16 protein-coding genes are annotated in these 18,926 nt (G+C 60.1%); 10 read left to right on the top strand and 6 right to left on the bottom strand.

The window, feature by feature from the left end:
• Positions 1–172: 172 nt before the first annotated feature.
• Both recQ and KW403_RS01160 read right to left on the bottom strand, forming a co-directional pair.
• The gene (gene recQ / locus KW403_RS01165; protein WP_223020967.1) at positions 173–1,975 is read right to left on the bottom strand and encodes a DNA helicase RecQ; all 1,803 of its coding nucleotides are present in this window, start codon (positions 1,973–1,975) and stop codon (positions 173–175) included.
• Between the two features lie 134 nt (positions 1,976–2,109).
• Positions 2,110–2,868: a 3-oxoacyl-ACP reductase family protein gene (locus KW403_RS01160; RefSeq protein ID WP_223020966.1), complete on the bottom strand. Its 759-nt coding sequence runs from the start codon at positions 2,866–2,868 to the stop codon at positions 2,110–2,112.
• A gap of 100 nt (positions 2,869–2,968) precedes the next feature.
• Here KW403_RS01160 and KW403_RS01155 point away from each other — a divergent pair, with 100 nt between their 5' ends.
• On the top strand, positions 2,969–3,571 hold the full coding sequence (locus KW403_RS01155; protein WP_223020965.1) for a TetR/AcrR family transcriptional regulator: 603 nt from the start codon (positions 2,969–2,971) through the stop codon (positions 3,569–3,571).
• Positions 3,572–3,686: 115 nt separating this feature from the next.
• Positions 3,687–5,504, top strand: a complete 1,818-nt coding sequence (ade, locus tag KW403_RS01150) for an adenine deaminase (RefSeq protein WP_223020964.1) — start codon at positions 3,687–3,689, stop codon at positions 5,502–5,504.
• An 8-nt stretch (positions 5,505–5,512) separates the two neighbouring features.
• On the opposite strand, the gene KW403_RS01145 is transcribed toward ade, so the two are convergent.
• Positions 5,513–6,694, bottom strand: a complete 1,182-nt coding sequence (locus tag KW403_RS01145; protein WP_223020963.1) for an alpha/beta hydrolase — start codon at positions 6,692–6,694, stop codon at positions 5,513–5,515.
• Positions 6,695–6,779: 85 nt separating this feature from the next.
• Positions 6,780–8,237, bottom strand: coding sequence for a TrkH family potassium uptake protein (locus tag KW403_RS01140; RefSeq protein WP_223020962.1), 1,458 nt, complete (start codon positions 8,235–8,237; stop codon positions 6,780–6,782).
• Between the two features lie 133 nt (positions 8,238–8,370).
• On the opposite strand from KW403_RS01140, the gene ilvA reads away from it, so the two are divergent.
• The 3 genes from ilvA (at position 8,371) to KW403_RS01125 (ending at position 12,705) form a co-directional block, all read left to right on the top strand.
• The gene (ilvA, locus tag KW403_RS01135) at positions 8,371–9,657 is read left to right on the top strand and encodes a threonine ammonia-lyase IlvA (protein WP_223020961.1); all 1,287 of its coding nucleotides are present in this window, start codon (positions 8,371–8,373) and stop codon (positions 9,655–9,657) included.
• A 264-nt stretch (positions 9,658–9,921) separates the two neighbouring features.
• A complete protein-coding gene (locus KW403_RS01130) occupies positions 9,922–11,358 on the top strand; it encodes a DEAD/DEAH box helicase (protein WP_378596826.1) in 1,437 nt (478 codons plus the stop codon).
• A 132-nt stretch (positions 11,359–11,490) separates the two neighbouring features.
• Positions 11,491–12,705: an MFS transporter gene (locus tag KW403_RS01125; protein WP_223020959.1), complete on the top strand. Its 1,215-nt coding sequence runs from the start codon at positions 11,491–11,493 to the stop codon at positions 12,703–12,705.
• Between the two features lie 2 nt (positions 12,706–12,707).
• On the opposite strand, the gene KW403_RS01120 is transcribed toward KW403_RS01125, so the two are convergent.
• Entirely contained in the window at positions 12,708–13,544 is an 837-nt protein-coding gene (locus KW403_RS01120; RefSeq protein WP_223020958.1) for an SDR family NAD(P)-dependent oxidoreductase, read from the bottom strand.
• Between the two features lie 200 nt (positions 13,545–13,744).
• Here KW403_RS01120 and KW403_RS01115 point away from each other — a divergent pair, with 200 nt between their 5' ends.
• The 5 genes from KW403_RS01115 (at position 13,745) to KW403_RS01095 (ending at position 17,630) form a co-directional block, all read left to right on the top strand.
• Positions 13,745–14,779, top strand: a complete 1,035-nt coding sequence (locus tag KW403_RS01115) for a cysteine synthase A (protein ID WP_223020957.1) — start codon at positions 13,745–13,747, stop codon at positions 14,777–14,779.
• Positions 14,779–15,519: an alanyl-tRNA editing protein gene (locus KW403_RS01110; RefSeq protein ID WP_378596698.1), complete on the top strand. Its 741-nt coding sequence runs from the start codon at positions 14,779–14,781 to the stop codon at positions 15,517–15,519. The genes KW403_RS01115 and KW403_RS01110 overlap by 1 nt, the downstream gene beginning before the upstream one ends.
• 15 nt (positions 15,520–15,534) lie before the next feature.
• Positions 15,535–16,389: a 3-mercaptopyruvate sulfurtransferase gene (gene sseA / locus KW403_RS01105; protein WP_223020956.1), complete on the top strand. Its 855-nt coding sequence runs from the start codon at positions 15,535–15,537 to the stop codon at positions 16,387–16,389.
• 91 nt (positions 16,390–16,480) lie between these two features.
• Positions 16,481–17,038: an OmpA family protein gene (locus KW403_RS01100; protein WP_223020955.1), complete on the top strand. Its 558-nt coding sequence runs from the start codon at positions 16,481–16,483 to the stop codon at positions 17,036–17,038.
• A gap of 118 nt (positions 17,039–17,156) precedes the next feature.
• The gene (locus KW403_RS01095; protein ID WP_223020954.1) at positions 17,157–17,630 is read left to right on the top strand and encodes a DUF1203 domain-containing protein; all 474 of its coding nucleotides are present in this window, start codon (positions 17,157–17,159) and stop codon (positions 17,628–17,630) included.
• 77 nt (positions 17,631–17,707) lie between these two features.
• Here the strand turns inward: KW403_RS01095 and ald are convergent, their stop codons facing one another.
• Positions 17,708–18,823: an alanine dehydrogenase gene (ald, locus tag KW403_RS01090; protein ID WP_223020953.1), complete on the bottom strand. Its 1,116-nt coding sequence runs from the start codon at positions 18,821–18,823 to the stop codon at positions 17,708–17,710.
• Between the last annotated feature and the right edge of the window lie 103 nt (positions 18,824–18,926).

Here is an 18,926-nt window from a genome sequence, read left to right as displayed (position 1 = left end):
ACTGAGTGGATCTGCCATTTCTGCGGCGCGAAGGATGTCGAATATTTACTGTGCAGATCCTTTCTGAGATGATTGCTGTTACGATTAATTCACAAAGATTAACGTAAAGTAAGCCGGCAAACAACTGCTCTCTGTCGATCACTTCCAGTAGGGACGACTTAACTTGGGAGTCTCACCCGTGGCCTGCGATCACATCCAGAAAGGCCTCGCCATAACGGTCGAGCTTGGCTTCGCCGATGCCGGAGATGCCTGCCATCGCGCGGCGTGAGGCGGGGCGAGCCGTGGCCAGCTCGATCAGCGTTCGGTCGTGGAAAATGACATAGGGCGGCAGGTTTTGAGCCCGTGCGATCTCGATGCGTTTTTCACGCAATGCCCTGAACAGTTCGGCATCCGCCGGGGCCAGGGCCGTGGCGGCTTCATTGCCGGACGAGCGGCGGTTTTTGCCTTTCGCAGCCGGACGAGGCACGCGCAGCATCAGCGTTGGTTTTTCTCGCAGGAACTGCGCGCCGCGCTCGGAAATGGAAAGGCCGCCATGTCCGCTGAAATCGACATCGACAAAGCCGTGGGCAACCATCTGGCGGAGGATGGAGCGCCAGGTGCGCTGGTCGTGTTCCTTGCCGATCCCGTAGGTAGAAATCTGGTCGTGCCCGAAACGCGCGATGCGCTCGTCGTCTGCGCCAAGCAGCACGGAGACGATATAAGCCTGCCCGAAGCGCTCGCCGGTGCGGTAGATGCAGGACAGCGCCTTTTGCACAGCGATGGAACCGTCGAAACGTTCTGGCGGATTGGCGCAGGTGTCGCAGTTGCCGCAGGGTTCGCAATGGTCGCCGAAATAGTTGAGCAGCACCTGGCGGCGGCACTGAGCGGTTTCGGCCAGGCCGAGAAGCGTGTCCAGCTTCTGCATCTCCATGCGCTTGCGCTGGTCGGATGCGTCGGATTCGTCGATAAACCGGCGGCGTAACGCGATATCGTCGAAACCATAGAGCATCATAGCTTCCGATGGCAGGCCATCGCGGCCGGCGCGGCCCGTCTCCTGATAATAGGCCTCGATGCTGCCGGGCAGATCGAGATGGGCGACGAAGCGCACATCTGGCTTGTCGATGCCCATGCCGAACGCGATGGTGGCGACCATGATGACCGCTTCCTCGCGCTGGAAACGTGTCTGGTTGGCTTCGCGCGCCTCGCGGTCCATGCCTGCATGATAGGCGAGCGCGTTGTAGCCCTGCGACTGGAGCCAGGCGGCGGTTTCGTCTGTTTTTCGCTTGGACAGGCAGTAGACGATGCCGCTCTCATCCTTGTGCTTTTCCAGAAAGCGCTGGAGCTGACGGCGCGGGTTGTCCTTTTCCTCGATCGCGTAATGGATGTTGGGGCGGTCGAAACCGGCGATGAAACTGTCGCCCTCGGAAATGTCCAGATGGGCGATGATTTCCGCGCGGGTGGGCGCATCGGCCGTTGCCGTGAGCGCCATGCGGGGCGTGTCGGGAAATTCGGTGACCAGTGCGTCCAGCTGGCGGTAATGCGGGCGAAAATCATGGCCCCATTGGGAGAGACAGTGGGCCTCGTCGATAGCGACGAGCGACAGGGGAACCTGTTTCAGCCGGTCCAGGACCGTAGGGCGCAGCAGGGTTTCCGGCGACACATACAGAATGTCGAGCGACCCGTTGCCCATGGCGCGCCAGATGGCCTGGCGGGCTTCGGGGGGGAGGTTTGAATTGAGCGCGGCCGCCCTAATGCCGGCTTGTTTCAATGCAGCGACCTGATCGGCCATGAGTGCGATGAGCGGCGAGACAATAAGGCCGAGGCCGGGACGGCAGAGTGCGGGGATCTGATAGCAGAGCGACTTTCCGCCACCCGTCGGCATCAGAACGAACGCGTTATGGCCGGCGATGACGTGGTCGACGATTTCGGCCTGGCGTCCTCGAAAGCTTTCGTATCCATAGACAGTTTTGAGGATATGGGTCGGATCAGCGGTCACGTCGGGCCTGTCGGGAGAATCGGGTGATTATCCTCTCATAACAGGTTTGGCGATGCGCTGCAGACCGGGGAGGGGGAGAGAGGAGCGGCATGACCGCCCCATTGGTTTCCACAATGGGTTTGACAAAGTGGTGTTCAGGCGTTGCTGCCCCCGTCCACGGCGAGCGCGGCGCCGGTGATGTATCGTCCATCGGGACTGGCAAGATGAGCGACCATGGCGGCAATGTCGTCGGGAGCGCCATAATGGCCGACAGCATTGAGGGCGCGCTGACCGTCGGCACCGGGCCCGTCCGCCGGGTTCATGTCGGTATCAGTCGATCCGGGATCGACCACATTTACGGTAGTGCCCCGCGAGCCGACATCACGGGCCAGCCCCTTCGTGAAGCCGATCAAAGCGGACTTGCTCATGGAATAGAGCGTGACCCCGCCATGAGGAACACGCTGGGCGAAGCAGGAACCGATGGAGATGATTCGTCCACCTTCGCTCATATGCGAAAGGGCAGCTTGTGAGGCAACGTAAACGCCCTTCACGTGGATGCCGATCGTGCGGTCGATCTCCTCCAGGGTGACCTCATCGGGTGGGCCGTAGGGGAAGATGCCGGCGTTGTTCACAAGAATATCCAGACGGCCAAAGGTTTCCGCCGCCGTGTCAACCGCTGCCTTGATGGCGCGGGGATCGGCGCTGTCGGCCCGGATGGCGAGGCCGCGGCGACCGGCAGCCTCGATCTTCGCCACGACGCTCTCAGCCTTTGCGGTGCTTGCCGCATAGGTGATGGCGACGTCCGCACCACGGGCTGCCAGGCGGTGGGCGATTGCCGCGCCTATGCCACGGCTGCCGCCCGTTACCAATGCCGCCTTTCCCCGCAAATCCTGCCTGATTTGGGTCTCGGTCATGTGTGTCTCCTATTTATGTACCGAACGTTATAAAAATAGTCAGGCTTGAGAAATCGGGTCAAGAGAATTATTTACGCCTTGGTACAAAAGGTTGATTGAGATGGCTGGTCGCGGCAGACCCAGAGCTTTTGACAGAAATGAGGCCCTGCATCGGGCGATGCGGGTGTTCTGGTCGTGCGGCTACGAAGGGGCCTCGGTGAGCGAGCTCGCCGAAGCGATGGGCATCAACAAGCCGAGCCTTTATGCGGCGTTCGGTTGCAAGGAAACGCTGTTTCGTGAAGCGATCGAGCTTTATGAGCGTGAAGAGGGCGCTCCTGTGAGCGAGGCTCTGCAAAACGGGACGACCGCCCGCGCTGCCATCGAAACGGCCTTGCGCGTGAATGCGCGCAGCTACACCAATCCAGACAATCCGCGCGGCTGCATGGTTGTGATCTCCGCTCTTGCCGGAGCGCCGGAAAACAATCCGGTCTGCCGCTTTCTGGCCGACAACAGGCGCTGCGGTGAAGATGGTTTCCGCCGCCGAGTGGAGCGCGGAATTGCCGATGGTGATGTGCCAGAATGCGTCAATCCGCAGAGTGTTGCAGCGTTTTACGCAACCGTCATGCATGGCCTGTCGATCCGCGCGCGGGATGGTGCAACGGCCGAAGAGCTCGAACGTGTGGTCGACAGCGCCATCGCTGCCTGGGACACGATTGCTCGATAGAGCTGTTCCTCATTTCATGGACATTGCCAGACGCGGAAGTGTCCAGCAGGCCGAAACGGGGCTGGCGTGAACCGCGCTGGTTTGCGAAAGTATCGGCCTCATCTGGAGGATTCCCATGCCCGACCGCAAACCCGTGCCGTCCGCCGATCTCAAACCCTGGCACGCGGTTGCTCCGCTTCTCGTCGACGTTGCCATGGGGCGGTCGCCTGCTGATCTGGTGGTGCGCAATGGCCGCTGGGTGAATGTGCATTCAGGCGAAGTGATTCCCGCTACCGACCTTGCCATCGTCGCGGGGCGTTTTGCCTATTGCGGGCCGGACGCAAGCCACACCATCGGTGAGACGACGAAGGTGGTCGACGCCATGGGGCGTTATCTGGTTCCGGGGCTGTGCGATGCGCATATGCATGTGGAAAGCGGCATGGTGACGGTGACGGAATTCTGCCGTGCCGTAATCCCCCATGGCACGACCTCCATGTTCATCGACCCCCACGAAATCGCCAACGTTCTCGGCCTCGATGGCGTGCGGCTGATGCACGACGAGGCGATGGCGCAGGCGATAAACGTGTTCGTGCAGATGCCGTCCTGCGTGCCGTCCGCGCCGGGGTTGGAGAACGCCGGTGCCGAACTCACAGCCGAGGATGTGGCGGAGGCCATGGGCTGGCCGAACATTGTCGGTCTTGGGGAAGTGATGAATTTCCCGGGTGTTGCCGCAAACGACGTCACGATGTGTGGAGCGATTGCCGCGACCGTGAAAGCGGGAAAGACGGTTGGGGGGCATTATGCCTCGCCGGATCTTGGTCTGCCGTTTCATGGCTATGTGGCTGGTGGACCAGAGGACGACCATGAAGGAACGCGCGCCGAGGACGCCATCGCGCGGGTGCGGCAGGGCATGAAGGCCATGTTGCGGCTGGGGTCCGCCTGGTACGATGTTGCGAGCCAGATCAAGGCGGTGACGGAGCAAGGGCTCGATCCGCGCAACTTCATTCTGTGCACCGATGATAGCCACTCCGGGACGCTGGTAGAAGATGGTCATATGGATCGTGTGGTGCGCCACGCGATTGCCCAGGGGCTGAAACCGGTGACGGCGATCCAGATGGCGACCATCAACAGCGCCGAACATTTCCGGCTCGAGCGTGAGCTGGGCTCCATCGCACCGGGACGGCGCGCGGATTTCCTCATTGTCTCGGATCTGGCCGAACTTGCGATTGATGAGGTTTTTGCACGCGGCGTGAGGCTGGCGCGGGGCGGCCGGCTGGAAGCGGATATCCCTGTCTATGACTACCCCGACAAGGCAAAAAACACCGTGCGGCTCGGCAAGGAGCTTACGGCGGAAGATTTCGACATTGCAGCGCCGGAAGGCGCAAGCCATGTGCGGGTGCGGGTGATCGGTGTGATCGAAAATCAGGCGCCGACGCGGGCGCTTGAGGCCGAACTTGAGGTTGAAGACGGCGTCGTCGCAATGGATCGTCGCAATGACGTCTGTCAGATCGCTCTCGTTGAGCGACATCGCGCTACCGGAATGGTGACGAACGGTTTTGTCTCCGGTTTCGGTTATATGCAGGATTGTGCTTTGGCCTCTACGGTCGCGCATGATTCGCACCACATGATCGTCGTAGGGACCAACAAGCAGGACATGGCGAAGGCTGCGAACCGACTGGGTGAAGTCGGTGGTGGTGTGGTGCTCTTCTCGAAGGGGCGCGAGCTCGCCCTTGTCGAGATGCCGATTGCCGGTCTGATGTCGGACGAGCGGGCGGAAACGGTGGCTCACAAGACTGCGAAACTGACCGAAGCCATGCGCAAGATGGGGTGCGCCCTCAACAACGCCTATATGCAGCACTCGCTTCTGGCGCTGGTGGTGATCCCGGAACTCAGGATTTCCGACACCGGCATCATCGATGTGTCGACTTTCCGCAAGGTCGACCTGTTTCTCTGAGTAGGGGGCTAGCGGCGTCGGCCCTGACCAGTGGCCAGTTCGATGACGGTGAGCGGCGTGGTGATCACGATGTCGGCCGCGGATCCGAAGGTCTGCCCCAGGCCGCGCACCAGAGTCTCCATCTGGCCGATGACGACGTCGTCATCGCCTTCGTTTAATTCCCCTTCGCTGGACAGGCGCTCTCCGAGCAGGCGTACCAGAACCGGATTTTCCGCGAACTTGGTATGATTGAGCCAGTCTCCGGAGGAAACTTTCGTGACGTCTATCACCGTCACGCCGAGAGATGTCAGGTCTTCTGCATCGCGATAATCACCAAGCCGGGGCTGATTGCCGGCAATGAATCCGGACAGTGTGAGCGCTCTGTCATTCTGGGACGTCAGAACAGCAAAGGGGCGCTTTGGCACTCCATAGCGCCGCATCTGCCCCTTAAACACATCGATATCGATGTCTGGAGAGGCGAGGATGACGTCGGCAAGGCGCCCGCCGAGGTCACGATCTCCGGAAAGGGCCAACTGACGCAGCGCCTCCATGGTCACCCAACTGCCCATGGAATGTGCCACCACGTCGATGCGCCGTGCGCCGGCACGGGCCAGTGTCTGCAGCGTCTCTTCCAGCGCGTCGCGTGCTGAAGTAGCACTGTTGCTGTCATAGACGTAATCGATCGTGCGCCCGGCCGACGGCCAGGAGAACAGGATCGGTGTGCCGGCATATTTTGAATCGTGAAAGATCTGTGCGGCGCGGTAGACCGCGTCATCGAAGCCGGTGTTGTAACCATGGATAAAGACGAGTGCGCGTCCGTTGTGCGCGGCGATATCGTCCCTGAGTGCATTTTCGAAATCGCTTTCACCGGGAAAGAGTATGGCGCGCTGAGCCGCAAAATATCGAGCGGGATCGGCGATGCGAGGATTGGGAGCAAGCTCCATTTTCCCGGTTTCATGCACGGTGGGCACCGTGATCTCTACCTTTGCAAAGGCTGGCTCCGGCGCCCGCCCGCCGGCGAATATCTCGCCCGGTTTGTTGGTCTGCATCCGATTGGTGGCGATGAAAATGCCATGGCTCCCGGCAATCTGATCAGCGCGTGCGGGCGCGATCCTTTCCGCTATCAGACGGGAAGCGTGCGGGTTTGCACAGCCCGCGATCAGGGAGAGCAGCAAAAGGACGAACAGGTCTGGGAACTTGCGGAACGGCATGCGACGACAATCCTGCTCATGCTTTGTCGACCAGGGGCATCGGGTCCCAAGTCTGCTTCGAGGGCGATAGGTTTCGTTTGGAAGACTATCTCTCCCAGAAAACAGGCGTGAAAATGACCAGAACCGCCAAAATTTCAAGCCTGCCCATGAGCATGGCAAAGGCGATGATCCATTTGGCCGGATCGGGAACCGGAGCAAAGCTGCCGGCGGGGCCGACGATCTGCCCGAGACCGGGACCGACATTGGTAAGCCCTGTGAGGGCGGCTGAAATGGCGGTGACGAAATCCAGCCCGGTCGCCGCCAACAGGAGGATGATGACCGCCCATATGACCAGGAAAGCCGACATGAACAGCACGACTGCGCGTTGAAGATCGTCATCCACCGGCCGGTCGCCATATCGCACGGTAACGATCGTGTTGGGATAGACGAAGCGACGCAAGCCGTTGGCCAGAAGCTTGAAAAGGATCAGGAAACGGTAAGCCTTGATCCCACCGGTGGTCGACCCGGAACAACCGCCGAGGAACATGGCGACGAAAGCCGCCGCCACGGCGAAAGCCCCCCATTGCGAATAGTCGTCGCTGGCATAGCCCGTGGTGGTGATGATCGAAACGAAATTGAATGCCGAATGGGTGAGGGCGTCGAAGAATGTGTGGTCGTGAACAAGGCGCAGATAAATGGCGACGGCCAGGACAAACACGATCACGTAGCCGGCGAAGACGCGGATCTGAGGATCGCTCAGCGCATCGAGCCTGCCGCGAATGGCAAAAAGGATCAGGATTGAGAATGGAAGCGCCGAAATGAACATGAAAAGGGTGCTGATCCAGAGGATCGCAGGATTGTCGGCGTAATAGCCCATGGACGCATCGTGGGTGGAGAAGCCTGCCGTGGCGATGGTTGTCAGCGCGTGGTTTACGGCATCAAACGCCCGCATGCCTGCTGCTGCATAGGCAATTGCGCAGGCGAGTGTGAGCAGGGAATAGATGCTGATGAGGCCCAGCCCGAATGTCGAGAAACGGTCGAAAGGCCGGTCTTCGATATCCGAGGATTCGATGCGGAAATACGAGACACCGCCCACATTGAGGAACGGCAGCACGAAGAGACCCAAAGCGATCACGCCCAGGCCGCCGATCCATTGCAGGATGGAACGCCAGATGAGCAGCCCAGGAGGCATGCTGTCGAGCCCCACGATAACAGTCGCACCGGTCGCCGTAACGCCTGAAACGGATTCGAAAAATGCGTCTGCGACACTGAATTCCACCGAAGAGGCGAGCATCGGCACGGCTCCGGCGATGCAGGCCGTCATCCACAAAAGGTTGACGACAAGAAAGCCGAAGCGGGAGGAAATGGCAGGCGCGCGCCCCTGGGTGGCAAGTGACACCCCGATGGCGAGCCCGCCGGTGAAGAGTGCGGAGAAAGCAAAAACCCGCCAGTCGTCATTGCCATAGTAGAGATCAACGGCTGCCGGGATGAGCATGGCTGCCGAAAGATAGATTGCAAAGACCGCCGCGATGTGGAGTGCGGCGCGTATGGCAAGATACTGCAAGGACTGAACCTCAGGCTGCTCATCAAAGCGTCTGTTGTTCGGGAAGCGATCCCCCTCCCTGGCGCGAGAGTGGCGTCCCGCGCCCCGATATGCAATAGCCCGTAGGACACAAGCACGGGATAGGCAAGAGAGCATGAGTGCAGCAGCGAGAGAGGACGAGTTCGTGAATGCGGTCGCGGAGGCAGCCGAAGCGCTGCGCTCGCTTTTTGCCGAGACGCCGCTTCAGGAGAACGATTACCTCTCCAAGAAAACCGGAGCCCGGGTTTTCCTGAAGCGTGAGGATCTGACGCCGGTTCGATCCTACAAGATTCGCGGTGCTTTCAATTTCTTTCGCAAGGCGATGGCGCGCGGGGGCCAGGAGCGAACCTTCGTCTGCGCTTCGGCGGGCAATCATGCGCAGGGATTTGCCTATGTCTGCCGTCATTTTGGATGCAAGGGCGTGGTTTTCATGCCGGTCACGACGCCCCAGCAGAAAATCGACAAAACGCGGATATTTGGCGGAGAATTCGTTGAGATCCGACTGATCGGCGATTTTTTCGACGATTGTTACCGTGCCGCGCTCGCATTCGCAGAGGAAAGCGGCGGAGCGATGGTGCCGCCCTTCGACCATGCGGACATCATCGAAGGGCAGGCGACCGTCGGGCGAGAAATCGCCGAGCAAATCCAGTCGTTCGATGGAGTGCGCATGGACGACAGCCTGGTGATTCTGCCGGTCGGCGGTGGGGGGCTGGCCTCTGGGGTGACGCGCTATCTCATGGCACGCGGGGAGGCGGGCTCCTTTGCCTTCGCTGAACCCGAAGGCGCGGCCAGTCTGCAGCAGGCGCTGGTGCAGGACCGGCCTGTGCGGCTCGATAAGGTGGACAATTTTGTCGATGGGGCTGCGGTCGCCGAGATCGGCGCGGAGCCGTTTTCGCATCTGAAGTCGTTTGATGCCGACGCCGTACATCTGGTGCCGGAAAACCGGCTATGCGCGACGATGATCGAAATGCTGAACATCGAAGGCGTGGTGCTGGAGCCGGCGGGAGCACTGGCGATCGATACGCTGAAGAATTTCGCGCCGCAGGAGCTTGCCGGGCGTACCGTAATTGCTGTGGTGTCAGGTGGAAATTTCGACTTTGAGCGTCTGCCGGACGTCAAGGAACGCGCGCTCCGCTTCGAGGGACTTAAAAAGTATTTCATCTTCCGTTTCCCTCAGCGCCCCGGCGCATTGCGCGATTTTCTGGATCTTCTGGGACCGGAAGACGACATTACGCGGTTTGAGTATCTCAAGAAATCGGCGCGCAACTTCGGTTCGGTTCTGATCGGCATAGAGACCCGGAACCACGCCAATTTCGACGTCCTTACCGGACGGTTTGACGCCGCGGGCTGGGCCTATCAGGACATTACGAATAATGACACGATCGCCGGGTTGATCATCTGAGGTTGAACCCCGATCCCGGTTGTTCCCTGCCACCGCTGGCGCGTCTGGTGAGGGGCATTCCGGTTGCAATGCACAAATTAGCGATTGCACTTTGTTGGCGGATGGCCCATATGACGCCAAGACGCATGGGTCGGCACTGCCGGCTTTCTAGAAAGACTGGTTGCGTCTGAAGCCTCTGCCTGCGGGCGGGAGCTTAAGCCGGCACTGCCGGCGCGACAGCGCAGCCGCACGGGGCACCCCCGTCGTCTCGTCGTTCATTCAAACATTTATTCGGCAGGTTGCGCCCTGCCACTTATCAATTGCGACGCCTGTCGGCGTCAGCATGGGAAAGATTGCAAATTGACCAATGACAACAATGCGAAACAGATCGGTTTCGCGGAACTGGGAATTACGGGCTCACTGTTGAAAGCGGCTGAGGGTGTGGGGTTTGTGACCCCCAAGCCGATCCAGGAGAAGGCCATTCCCGCAATGCTCGAGAAGCGGGACGTTCTGGGGATCGCACAAACCGGTTCCGGCAAAACGGCGGCTTTCTCACTGCCCATTCTCTCGCAGATCATCGCGCTTGGCTCCAAACGCGTTCGCAAGACCGCCCGGGCACTGATTCTGTGCCCGACACGGGAACTGGCAGTGCAGATCGACGACGTGGTGCGCGAGCTTTCCCGGCATGCGCATCTGTCGACGGCGCTGGTGCTTGGCGGGGTTTCCCGCAGCAGCCAGGTAAAGCGGCTCGCCCAGGGTGTCGACATCCTGGTGGCCACGCCTGGCCGGCTGACCGATATCGTGCGGTCAGGCGAGCTTTCGCTGGCCGAAACACGCTGGCTGGTGCTCGACGAGGCCGATCGCATGCTGGACATGGGCTTCATCAATGATGTGCGGCGCATCGCGCGTGCAACACATCCTGCGCGCCAGACAGCGTTGTTCTCCGCGACCATGCCCAAGGAAATCGAGGGGCTTGCAAAAAGCTTGCTCAACGATCCCCTGCGGGTCGAAATTGCAAAGCAGTCGACCACGGCCGGTGAGATCACTCAGCATCTGGTGATGGCGCGGACAAAACAGAAGCGCAAGATCCTCTCCGACATGCTGTCTGACGAGGCCATGCGATCGGTGATCGTCTTTGCGCGTACGAAGCATGGCGCCGACCGCGTGACGCGCGATCTGGAGCGTGACGGGTTCGAGGCTGCCGTGATTCACGGCAACAAATCGCAGAATGCGCGCCAGCGCGCACTCAACGGCTTTCGTGACGGATCGGTGCGCATTCTCGTTGCGACCGATATCGCGGCGCGCGGCATTGACGTGCCGGGCATCAGCCATGTGGTGAATTTCGATTTGCCGGACCAGCCGGAGAGCTATGTGCATAGGATAGGGCGCACTGGCCGCAACGGCGCTTCCGGTGAGGCTGTGACGTTGTGCGATCCAGCCGAGGCTGACAAGCTGAAGGCCGTCGAGAAGATCATCCGGATGCGACTGCCGTTGAAGGCGGATTACACGTCGGAACCTGATCCGGTCCGCCAGCCGCCGGCCAACAACGCCGGTGAGCGTCGAACTGGAGCGAAACCCGCCAAGGGCGGCGAAAATCGCAAGCCGCCACGAACTGCCACGAAACCGCCGCAACGCGCCGAATCGGCTCAAAACGAGGGCGACAAGCCCGTACGCCGGCGGCGCAGAAGCCGCAACAGGCGACCCGGCGCGCGCGCCGCTTAACCTTCGGACTCATATTTGCGGTCAGGGCTGATCGGCCGATAGGCCGGTCTGGCCCAATTGTCGCCGATGGCCTGTTCGTTTAGGCCAAGTCTGTCTGGCTTTGTTGCCTGCGCGGGAGGGAATGGCGAAACGATGATCGGTCTTGCGGCTCTGGCGATCGGCTATGTCCTGTCGCAATTCTATCGGTCGTTTCTGGCTGTCCTGACACCGGCTTTGACGACCGAACTGGGCGCCACCAAGGCCGAACTATCGATGGCGTCGGGGGCCTGGTTCGTCGTTTTCGCCCTTATGCAGTTTGTGGTGGGTGTCTCACTAGACCGCTACGGCCCGCGCCGTACGGCAGCATTTCTGCTAACGGTTTGTGGCGGAGGTGGCGCGCTTATGTTTGCGCTGGCGCCGACGCCCGGCACCATCATTCTTGCCATGGCACTCAATGGGGCAGGATGTTCCGCCGTTCTAATGGCTTCGGTGTTCATTTTCGCAAAGTCCTTTTCGGCGGGACGGCTCACCATCCTCATCTCTTGGCTGGTTGCTTTCGGGACGCTCGGCAATGTGGTGGGGTCTGCGCCGATGGCTGCTGCGGCAGAAGCTTTTGGCTGGCGAAGCGTGATGGGCGGGCTGGCTTTTTTCACGATTCTTACTGGTATCGCGATCCATTTTCTTGTCCGGGATCCTGAAGCGGCAGGGGTGCCCGAACGGGAAGCCGGACTCGGGTTCAAAGGCTATCGCGAACTCCTGAGCCTGCGTGTGCTCTGGCCCATCCTGCCGTTGACCGCCCTGAACTACGCTCCGGCTGCAGGCATTCGCGGACTTTGGGCAGGGCCTTATCTCTCTGACGTCTATAACGCGGACGCGCTGATGATCGGGCAAGCAACGCTGTTCATGGCGCTTGCCATGTCGGCCGGAGGCCTTGTTTACGGACCGTTGGATGTTTTTTTTCGCACGCGCAAATGGGTCGCGGTCGGGGGAAACTTCATCGGTCTTATGGCGATTGCGTTTGTGGCCATCACCCCGGTCTCGTCCATTGTCACGACGACAACCGCCTTCGTGGTGATAGGCCTGTGCGGCGCGAGCTATGGCCTGTTGATGGCGCATGGTCGGGCGTTTGTTCCTGCCCATTTGACGGGGCGCGGCGTGACGCTGCTGAACTTCTTTTCAGTGGGGGGCGCCGGGGTGATGCAGTTTCTTACCGGCGGCGTTGTATCGGTATCAACCGTGCCTGGCGACCCGGTGGCAGCGTATCAGACCCTGTTCGTTTTCTACGCGGCCCTGATTGCGCTTTCATTGGCGATATACCTGGCCTGCAAGGATGCGCCGCCAGAGGTGGAACGGGCGCGCACCGACTGAGATCAGGTTCTGGCGCGGATGCGTTTGCCTGATTTCTTGCGTGGCCCTGTGGCGCGCGTATTCCAGCCCGTCAGGCGATACATGACAAAAAAGATGAAAGAGGACGGAAAGAGCCGGAGAAATTTGAGTGGCCAGACCAGTCGCTTTGGGAAGGTGATTTCGTACCCGCCCTTGTGAAGGCCTCTATCGATGCGGCAGGCAGCCTCGGATGCTGTCAAAAGCGCGGGCATCGAAAAATTTGTCTTCTTGGTGAGCGGTGTGGCGACAAAGCCCGGATTGATGATCTGGGTTCGGATGTTGAGCTTCTCGAAATCATAGCGCAACCCTTCAACGAGATTGTTGAGCGCGGCTTTTGTGGACCCATAAGCGGCAGCGGACGGCATTCCGAAGAATGAGGTGACAGAGCCCATGACCGCGATGTGGCCGAAGCCGCGGTCACGCATCCGATCGGAGACCGGAATCAGGCCGTGCAATGTGCCAAAAACATTGATCTGGTAACTGCGAACGAAATTGGTGGTTTCCAGCCGGTCACCCCGCACGGGCAGATATGTTCCCGCATTGAAGACGGCCAAGGTTATCGGGCCGAGATTTTTTTCGATCTGCGCAACTGTGCGCTCCATTCCTGCTTCGTTCATCACGTCGCAAGGGAAAACGAATATCCGCCCCTCAAGATGTTCTGCTTCTCGGGTGATAGAGGAAAGGCCGTCTTCGGCGCGGGCGGTGGCGGCGACCGTGTATCCCTGGCTGGCAAGACGCACCGCAAGCGCACGCCCGATCCCGGTGCTGGCACCGGTGATCCATGCTACTCCATCCTTTGGATTGGCCCGGTAAAGCGCCATCCCAATCCCCTCCAGTTTTGGGCAGGTTTATCGGGCGATGCGCATGTTGAAAAGTATCTTGTAGGCAGTACACACGGAAAACGTTTGCGGAGCCAGGCGACAAGCGACTGCTTTGCTTGCTTTTGCCCTATTGCGCAAAATCCCACCTTGCAACGCCGCTGCGGGCTTTCTAACTTCCGTAAAAATCGAAAGAGGATGCCATGAAAAACTCGGTTGTGGACGCCATTGGCAATACCCCGCTGATCCGCTTGAAGCGGGCTTCGGAGGAAACGGGTTGCGAGATTTTCGGCAAGGCCGAGTTCATGAATCCAGGCCAGTCGGTGAAAGACAGGGCAGGTCTTTTCATCATCCGTGATGCGGAGAAACGCGGGCTCCTGAAGCCGGGCGGCGTCATCGTGGAAGGAACCGCGGGTAACACCGGCATCGGTCTGACCGTGGTGGCCAAGGCGCTTGGCTATCGCACCGTGATCGTCATCCCTGAAACCCAGAGCCAGGAAAAGAAAGATGCATTGCGGGTGCTGGGGGCAGAGCTGATCGAAGTGCCTGCGGTCCCTTACAAGAATCCAAACAACTATGTGAAGGTTTCGGGGCGCCTTGCAGCACAGCTCGCAAAATCGGAGCCCAATGGTGCCATCTGGGCCAATCAGTTTGACAATGCAGCAAATCGCGAAGGTCATGTGCGTACGACCGCCGCAGAAATATGGGAACAGACGGGTGGCAAGATTGACGGCTTCGTTTCGGCCGTGGGCACGGGGGGGACTCTGGCCGGAGTGGCAGAAGGCCTACGCGGGAAGAGCAAGGATGTGAAGGTGGCTTTGGCCGATCCAATGGGTGCGGCGCTTTTCAGCTACTACACTGCAGGGGAATTGAAATCCGAGGGTACGTCCATCACCGAAGGTATAGGGCAAGGGCGCATCACGGCCAATCTGGATGGATTTGCGCCCGATTTCTCTTTCCAGATCCCCGACGACGAGGCGCTGCCTATCGTCTTTGATCTGGTGCAGGAGGAGGGGCTGTGCCTCGGCGGCTCGACGGGGATCAATATTGCCGGCGCCATTCGGCTTGCGCGCGAGCTGGGGCCTGGGCATCGGATTGTGACGATCCTCTGCGATTACGGAACGCGCTACCAGTCCAAGCTCTTCAATCCGTCATTCCTGCGTGAAAAGGGCTTGCCGGTTCCTGAATGGATGGATCGATCTCCGGAAATCCACGTTCCTTTCGAGGAGGTTTCCTGATGGTGCAGACGGAGGCGCTTTTTCGAGATGATGCCTATATGCGCGAAGGTGCGGCGCGTGTCATCGGTATCAATGATCGCGGCGGAATTCTTTTGGACCGGACCATCTTCTACGCCACGTCTGGTGGACAACCGGGCGACACCGGGCGCTTTGTCCGCGAGGATGGCTCGGCTATCCAGATTGCCGCGACAGTGACCGGAGAAACGAAGGATGAGATCATCCACGTGCCGGCCGCCGAGCAGGGGCTTCCGGAAGTGGGCGAGACATTGCAGCTGGCGATCGACTGGGATCGCCGGTTCAAGTTGATGCAGATGCATACGGCCTGCCATCTTCTGAGCGTGATCTGCCCTTTTCCAATCACGGGCGCTTCGGTGAATGAGGCCGATTCGCGGGTGGATCTAGATCTACCCGATGCCAGCGTCACCAAGGAGGATGTCAGCGCCAGGCTGATGGAGCTGGTGAACGGGAAACATCCTGTCTTCACGCGCTGGATCAGCGAGGAAGAACTGGATGCCAATCCGAGGCTGGTGAAATCGAAGAATGTGCGTCCGCCGCGAGGGGCAGGGCGCATCAGGCTTGTCTGTATTGGCGATGAGGCGAGTGTCGACAGCCAGCCATGCGGCGGCACGCATGTTGCGAATACGGCCGAAGTCGGGGAGATCCATATCGGAAAGATCGAGAAAAAGGGGCGGGAGAACCGCCGCTTCCGTATTCGTTTCGGCCCTCTGCCGGCAAATTGAGATTGCGAGGATCGCATGAGTGAAACAACCCAATTTACCATTTCCTCCGCATGGCTGGAGGAGCGGCTGGATAAACCCGGCCTCTCCATCGTGGATGCATCCTGGTATTTGCCGGCACAGGGGAGAGATGCGAAACGGGAGTATGAGGCAGGCCACATACCAGGGGCCGTTTTTTTTGATCAGGACGCGGTGGTGGATGCCGTTTCGGACCTGCCGCATACGCTGCCAGATGCCGCAACCTTTCAGCGGCATGTGAGCGCCATGGGTATCTCGAAGTCGGACACGATCGTTGTCTATGACGGGCCGGGTCTGTTCTCAGCACCACGTGTTTGGTGGATGTTCCGGATCATGGGCGCCGAGGATGTGCGGGTTCTTGATGGCGGCCTGGACGGCTGGCGCGCCGAGGGGCGCGCGCTGACCAACGAGCCTACCAAGATTGCTCCCTCCGTTTTCAACGCTGCGCTGGATGAAACGCGCGTTGCCGACATCGATGCCGTGCGGAAGATCGTTGAAGACGGATCGGCGCAGATTGCCGATGCGCGCCCTGCGAGGCGGTTCACGGGGGAAGACCCAGAGCCGCGCTCAGGCATGCGCTCCGGCCACATGCCGGGAGCACGCAACGTGCCTGCTTCCGAGCTTTCACGGGATGGCAGGCTGCGGGCGCCTCAAGAGCTGCGGGCGCTGTTCGAGCAGGCAGGCGTCGATCTCGACCGACCTGTGGTTACATCGTGCGGCTCCGGTGTGACGGCGGCGGCGATCACCTTGGCATTAGAAACTCTGGGACACACGGACAACCGGCTTTATGACGGATCCTGGAGTGAATGGGGCGGTCGTGAAGACACACAAGTCGTGACAGGGAAGGAAGGCTGAAAGACAGGCAACGGCACGTTCATCCTGAATTCAGCAGTCTTGGACAAAGATTGCCGGAACGGACGAACCTGTTTCCTGAAAGGAGCTTTCCATGTTGAACCGCCGTCAGATGCTTGGGGCCGTCTTTGCGGCGACCCTGTTGCCGGATGCGGCCATGGCGCAATCCTCCATGCCATCGGCATCTCGCATTCAGCGAAGCCTGGAGGCAGCTCCAACCCAGCGCGTACGCTCGCAGGACCGAGTTACTGTGCGCGAGCTGAAACGCCGGCCGGATCTGCGCCGTCGTGCGCCTTCCATCGACATTCAGGCGATTAATTTCGGCTTCGATTCAGCGGAGATTCCTTACTCGCAGTTCCGGAAGGTCGAGGAGATCGCCAACGCTTTGCGGCAGTTGCGTCGCCAGCGGCCGGGGGCCATTGTGCTTCTTGAAGGGCACACAGATGCGGTCGGGTCTTTCAGCTACAACCAGCAACTCTCCGAACGCCGTGCCGCCTCACTGCGGAACGTTCTGGTGCGCGAGTTCAACGTGCCCGCGCGCATGCTGGAGACGGTCGGCTATGGCGAGGAATTCCTCCTGGTGCCCACGCCTAACGAGAACTGGCGCAATAGACGCGTGACCCTGCGGCGCGTCGACGATTTCTTGCGCTGACAAGGGGCTTCCAAGGGGGTGACAGGGGCGTGCAACAGGTGGATTTTGCCGGATTCGGGTGGCAGCCGCGGTTCCAGCAGGCAAGCTCGTCTCCATCATTTTTTGAAGGAGACCTGTCATGGGATTGATCAAGTTTGTGGCCATGGGAAGCGATGAAGCCGAGGCTTTTCAAAAAGGGGGGCCTGATGCCTATGGAATGAAGCCCGAACGAAGATTATCGGACGGCAATGGTGTTCCCTGTCGCCATTGCCTGCGTTCGGTCCCCGAGGGCAAACCCTATCTTATCCTGGCGTATCGGCCGTTTCCGCAAACCCAGCCCTATGCCGAGACAGGGCCGATTTTCCTCTGTGCGGAGGCATGCGAACGGGCACCGGACAGTGATGTCATGCCTGAACTGTTTCGCGCCCGCACGGAGTGGCTGCTGCGCGGTTACGGTCATGACGACCGCATCGTCTACGGTACGGGAGCAGTGACACCGAAGCAGGATATCTGCACGCGGGCGCACGAACTTTTTCAACGTGACGATATTGCCTATCTGCACATGCGTTCGGCGCAATACAACTGCTACCAGGTGCGGATAGACCGGGCCTGACCGCATTCACATTGAACCCCGCGCAGTAAAAAGCCCGCCGTTTCCGGCGGGCTATGTTGGACGCAGATCGTGTATGGTCAGGCAGCGAGCGCAGATTTTGGCTCGGCCATTTCGTAGCCCAACGCTTCGGCAACGGCCTGATTGGTGATGCGGCCCTTGTGCACGTTGAGGCCATTGCGCAGGTTCTGATCGTCGACAAGTGCCTTGATGCCCTTGTCAGCAAGCTGAAGGCCATAATGCAGAGTGGCGTTGTTCAATGCGTGTGCAGAAGTGACGGGCACGGCGCCGGGCATGTTGGCCACGCAGTAATGGATGATGCCGTCGACCTCATAGGTGGGATCGGAATGCGTGGTGGCGTGGGAGGTTTCGAAGCAGCCGCCCTGATCGATGGCGACGTCGACCAGTACGGCGCCCTTCTTCATGCCGGAGAGCATTTCGCGGGTGACCAGCTTGGGCGCTGCAGCGCCTGGAATGAGCACGGCACCGACAATGACGTCGGAAGAGAAGCACTCTTCCTCCAGCGCCTCAACGGTGGAGTAGCGCGTGTGGACGCGGCCATTGAAAATGTCATCCAGTTCGCGCAGGCGGGGGATGGAACGGTCGATGATGGTGACATCGGCACCGAGGCCGACCGCCATCTTGGCCGCATTGAGGCCGACCACGCCGCCGCCGATGATGGCTACCTTGCCGGGAAGAACGCCGGGAACGCCGCCAAGCAGAACGCCGCGTCCACCATTGGCCTTCTGAAGGGCGGTGGCACCAGCCTGTATCGCAAGGCGACCGGCGACCTCGGACATGGGGGCGAGGAGGGGGAGGCCGCCGCGCGCGTCGGTCACCGTTTCGTAGGCAATCGCGCTGACACCGGCATCGATGAGACCGCGCGTCTGGTCGGGATCCGGAGCCAGATGAAGATAGGTGTAGAGGATCTGATCTTCACGCAGCTGCACCCATTCGGCGGGCTGCGGCTCCTTGACCTTGACGATCATGTCCGATTTGGCGAACACTTCCTCAGCCGATCGGGCAATGGTGGCACCGGCGGCGCGATAGGCATTGTCATCGGCGCCGATGCCTGCACCCGCGCCGGTTTCCACCAGCACATCGTGACCGTGTGCCACATATTCGCGCACTGAACCGGGCGTCAGGCCGACACGGTATTCGTGATTCTTGATCTCTTTCGGGCAGCCGACGCGCATGGGCGTTTCCTCCGGGCATTGTGGCGAATTTTCTGGCTCAATGGATGAGACCACAAAAACGGCCGAACGTCCTTGCGAAGTTATTTGCGTTGCGCTCGATTTT

This window comes from Nitratireductor kimnyeongensis, from assembly GCF_019891395.1.
Classification (GTDB): Bacteria; Pseudomonadota; Alphaproteobacteria; order Rhizobiales; family Rhizobiaceae; genus Nitratireductor; species Nitratireductor kimnyeongensis.
The sequence above is the reverse complement of the archived record's forward strand: the minus strand, read 5'-3'. Positions and strand labels throughout refer to the sequence as shown.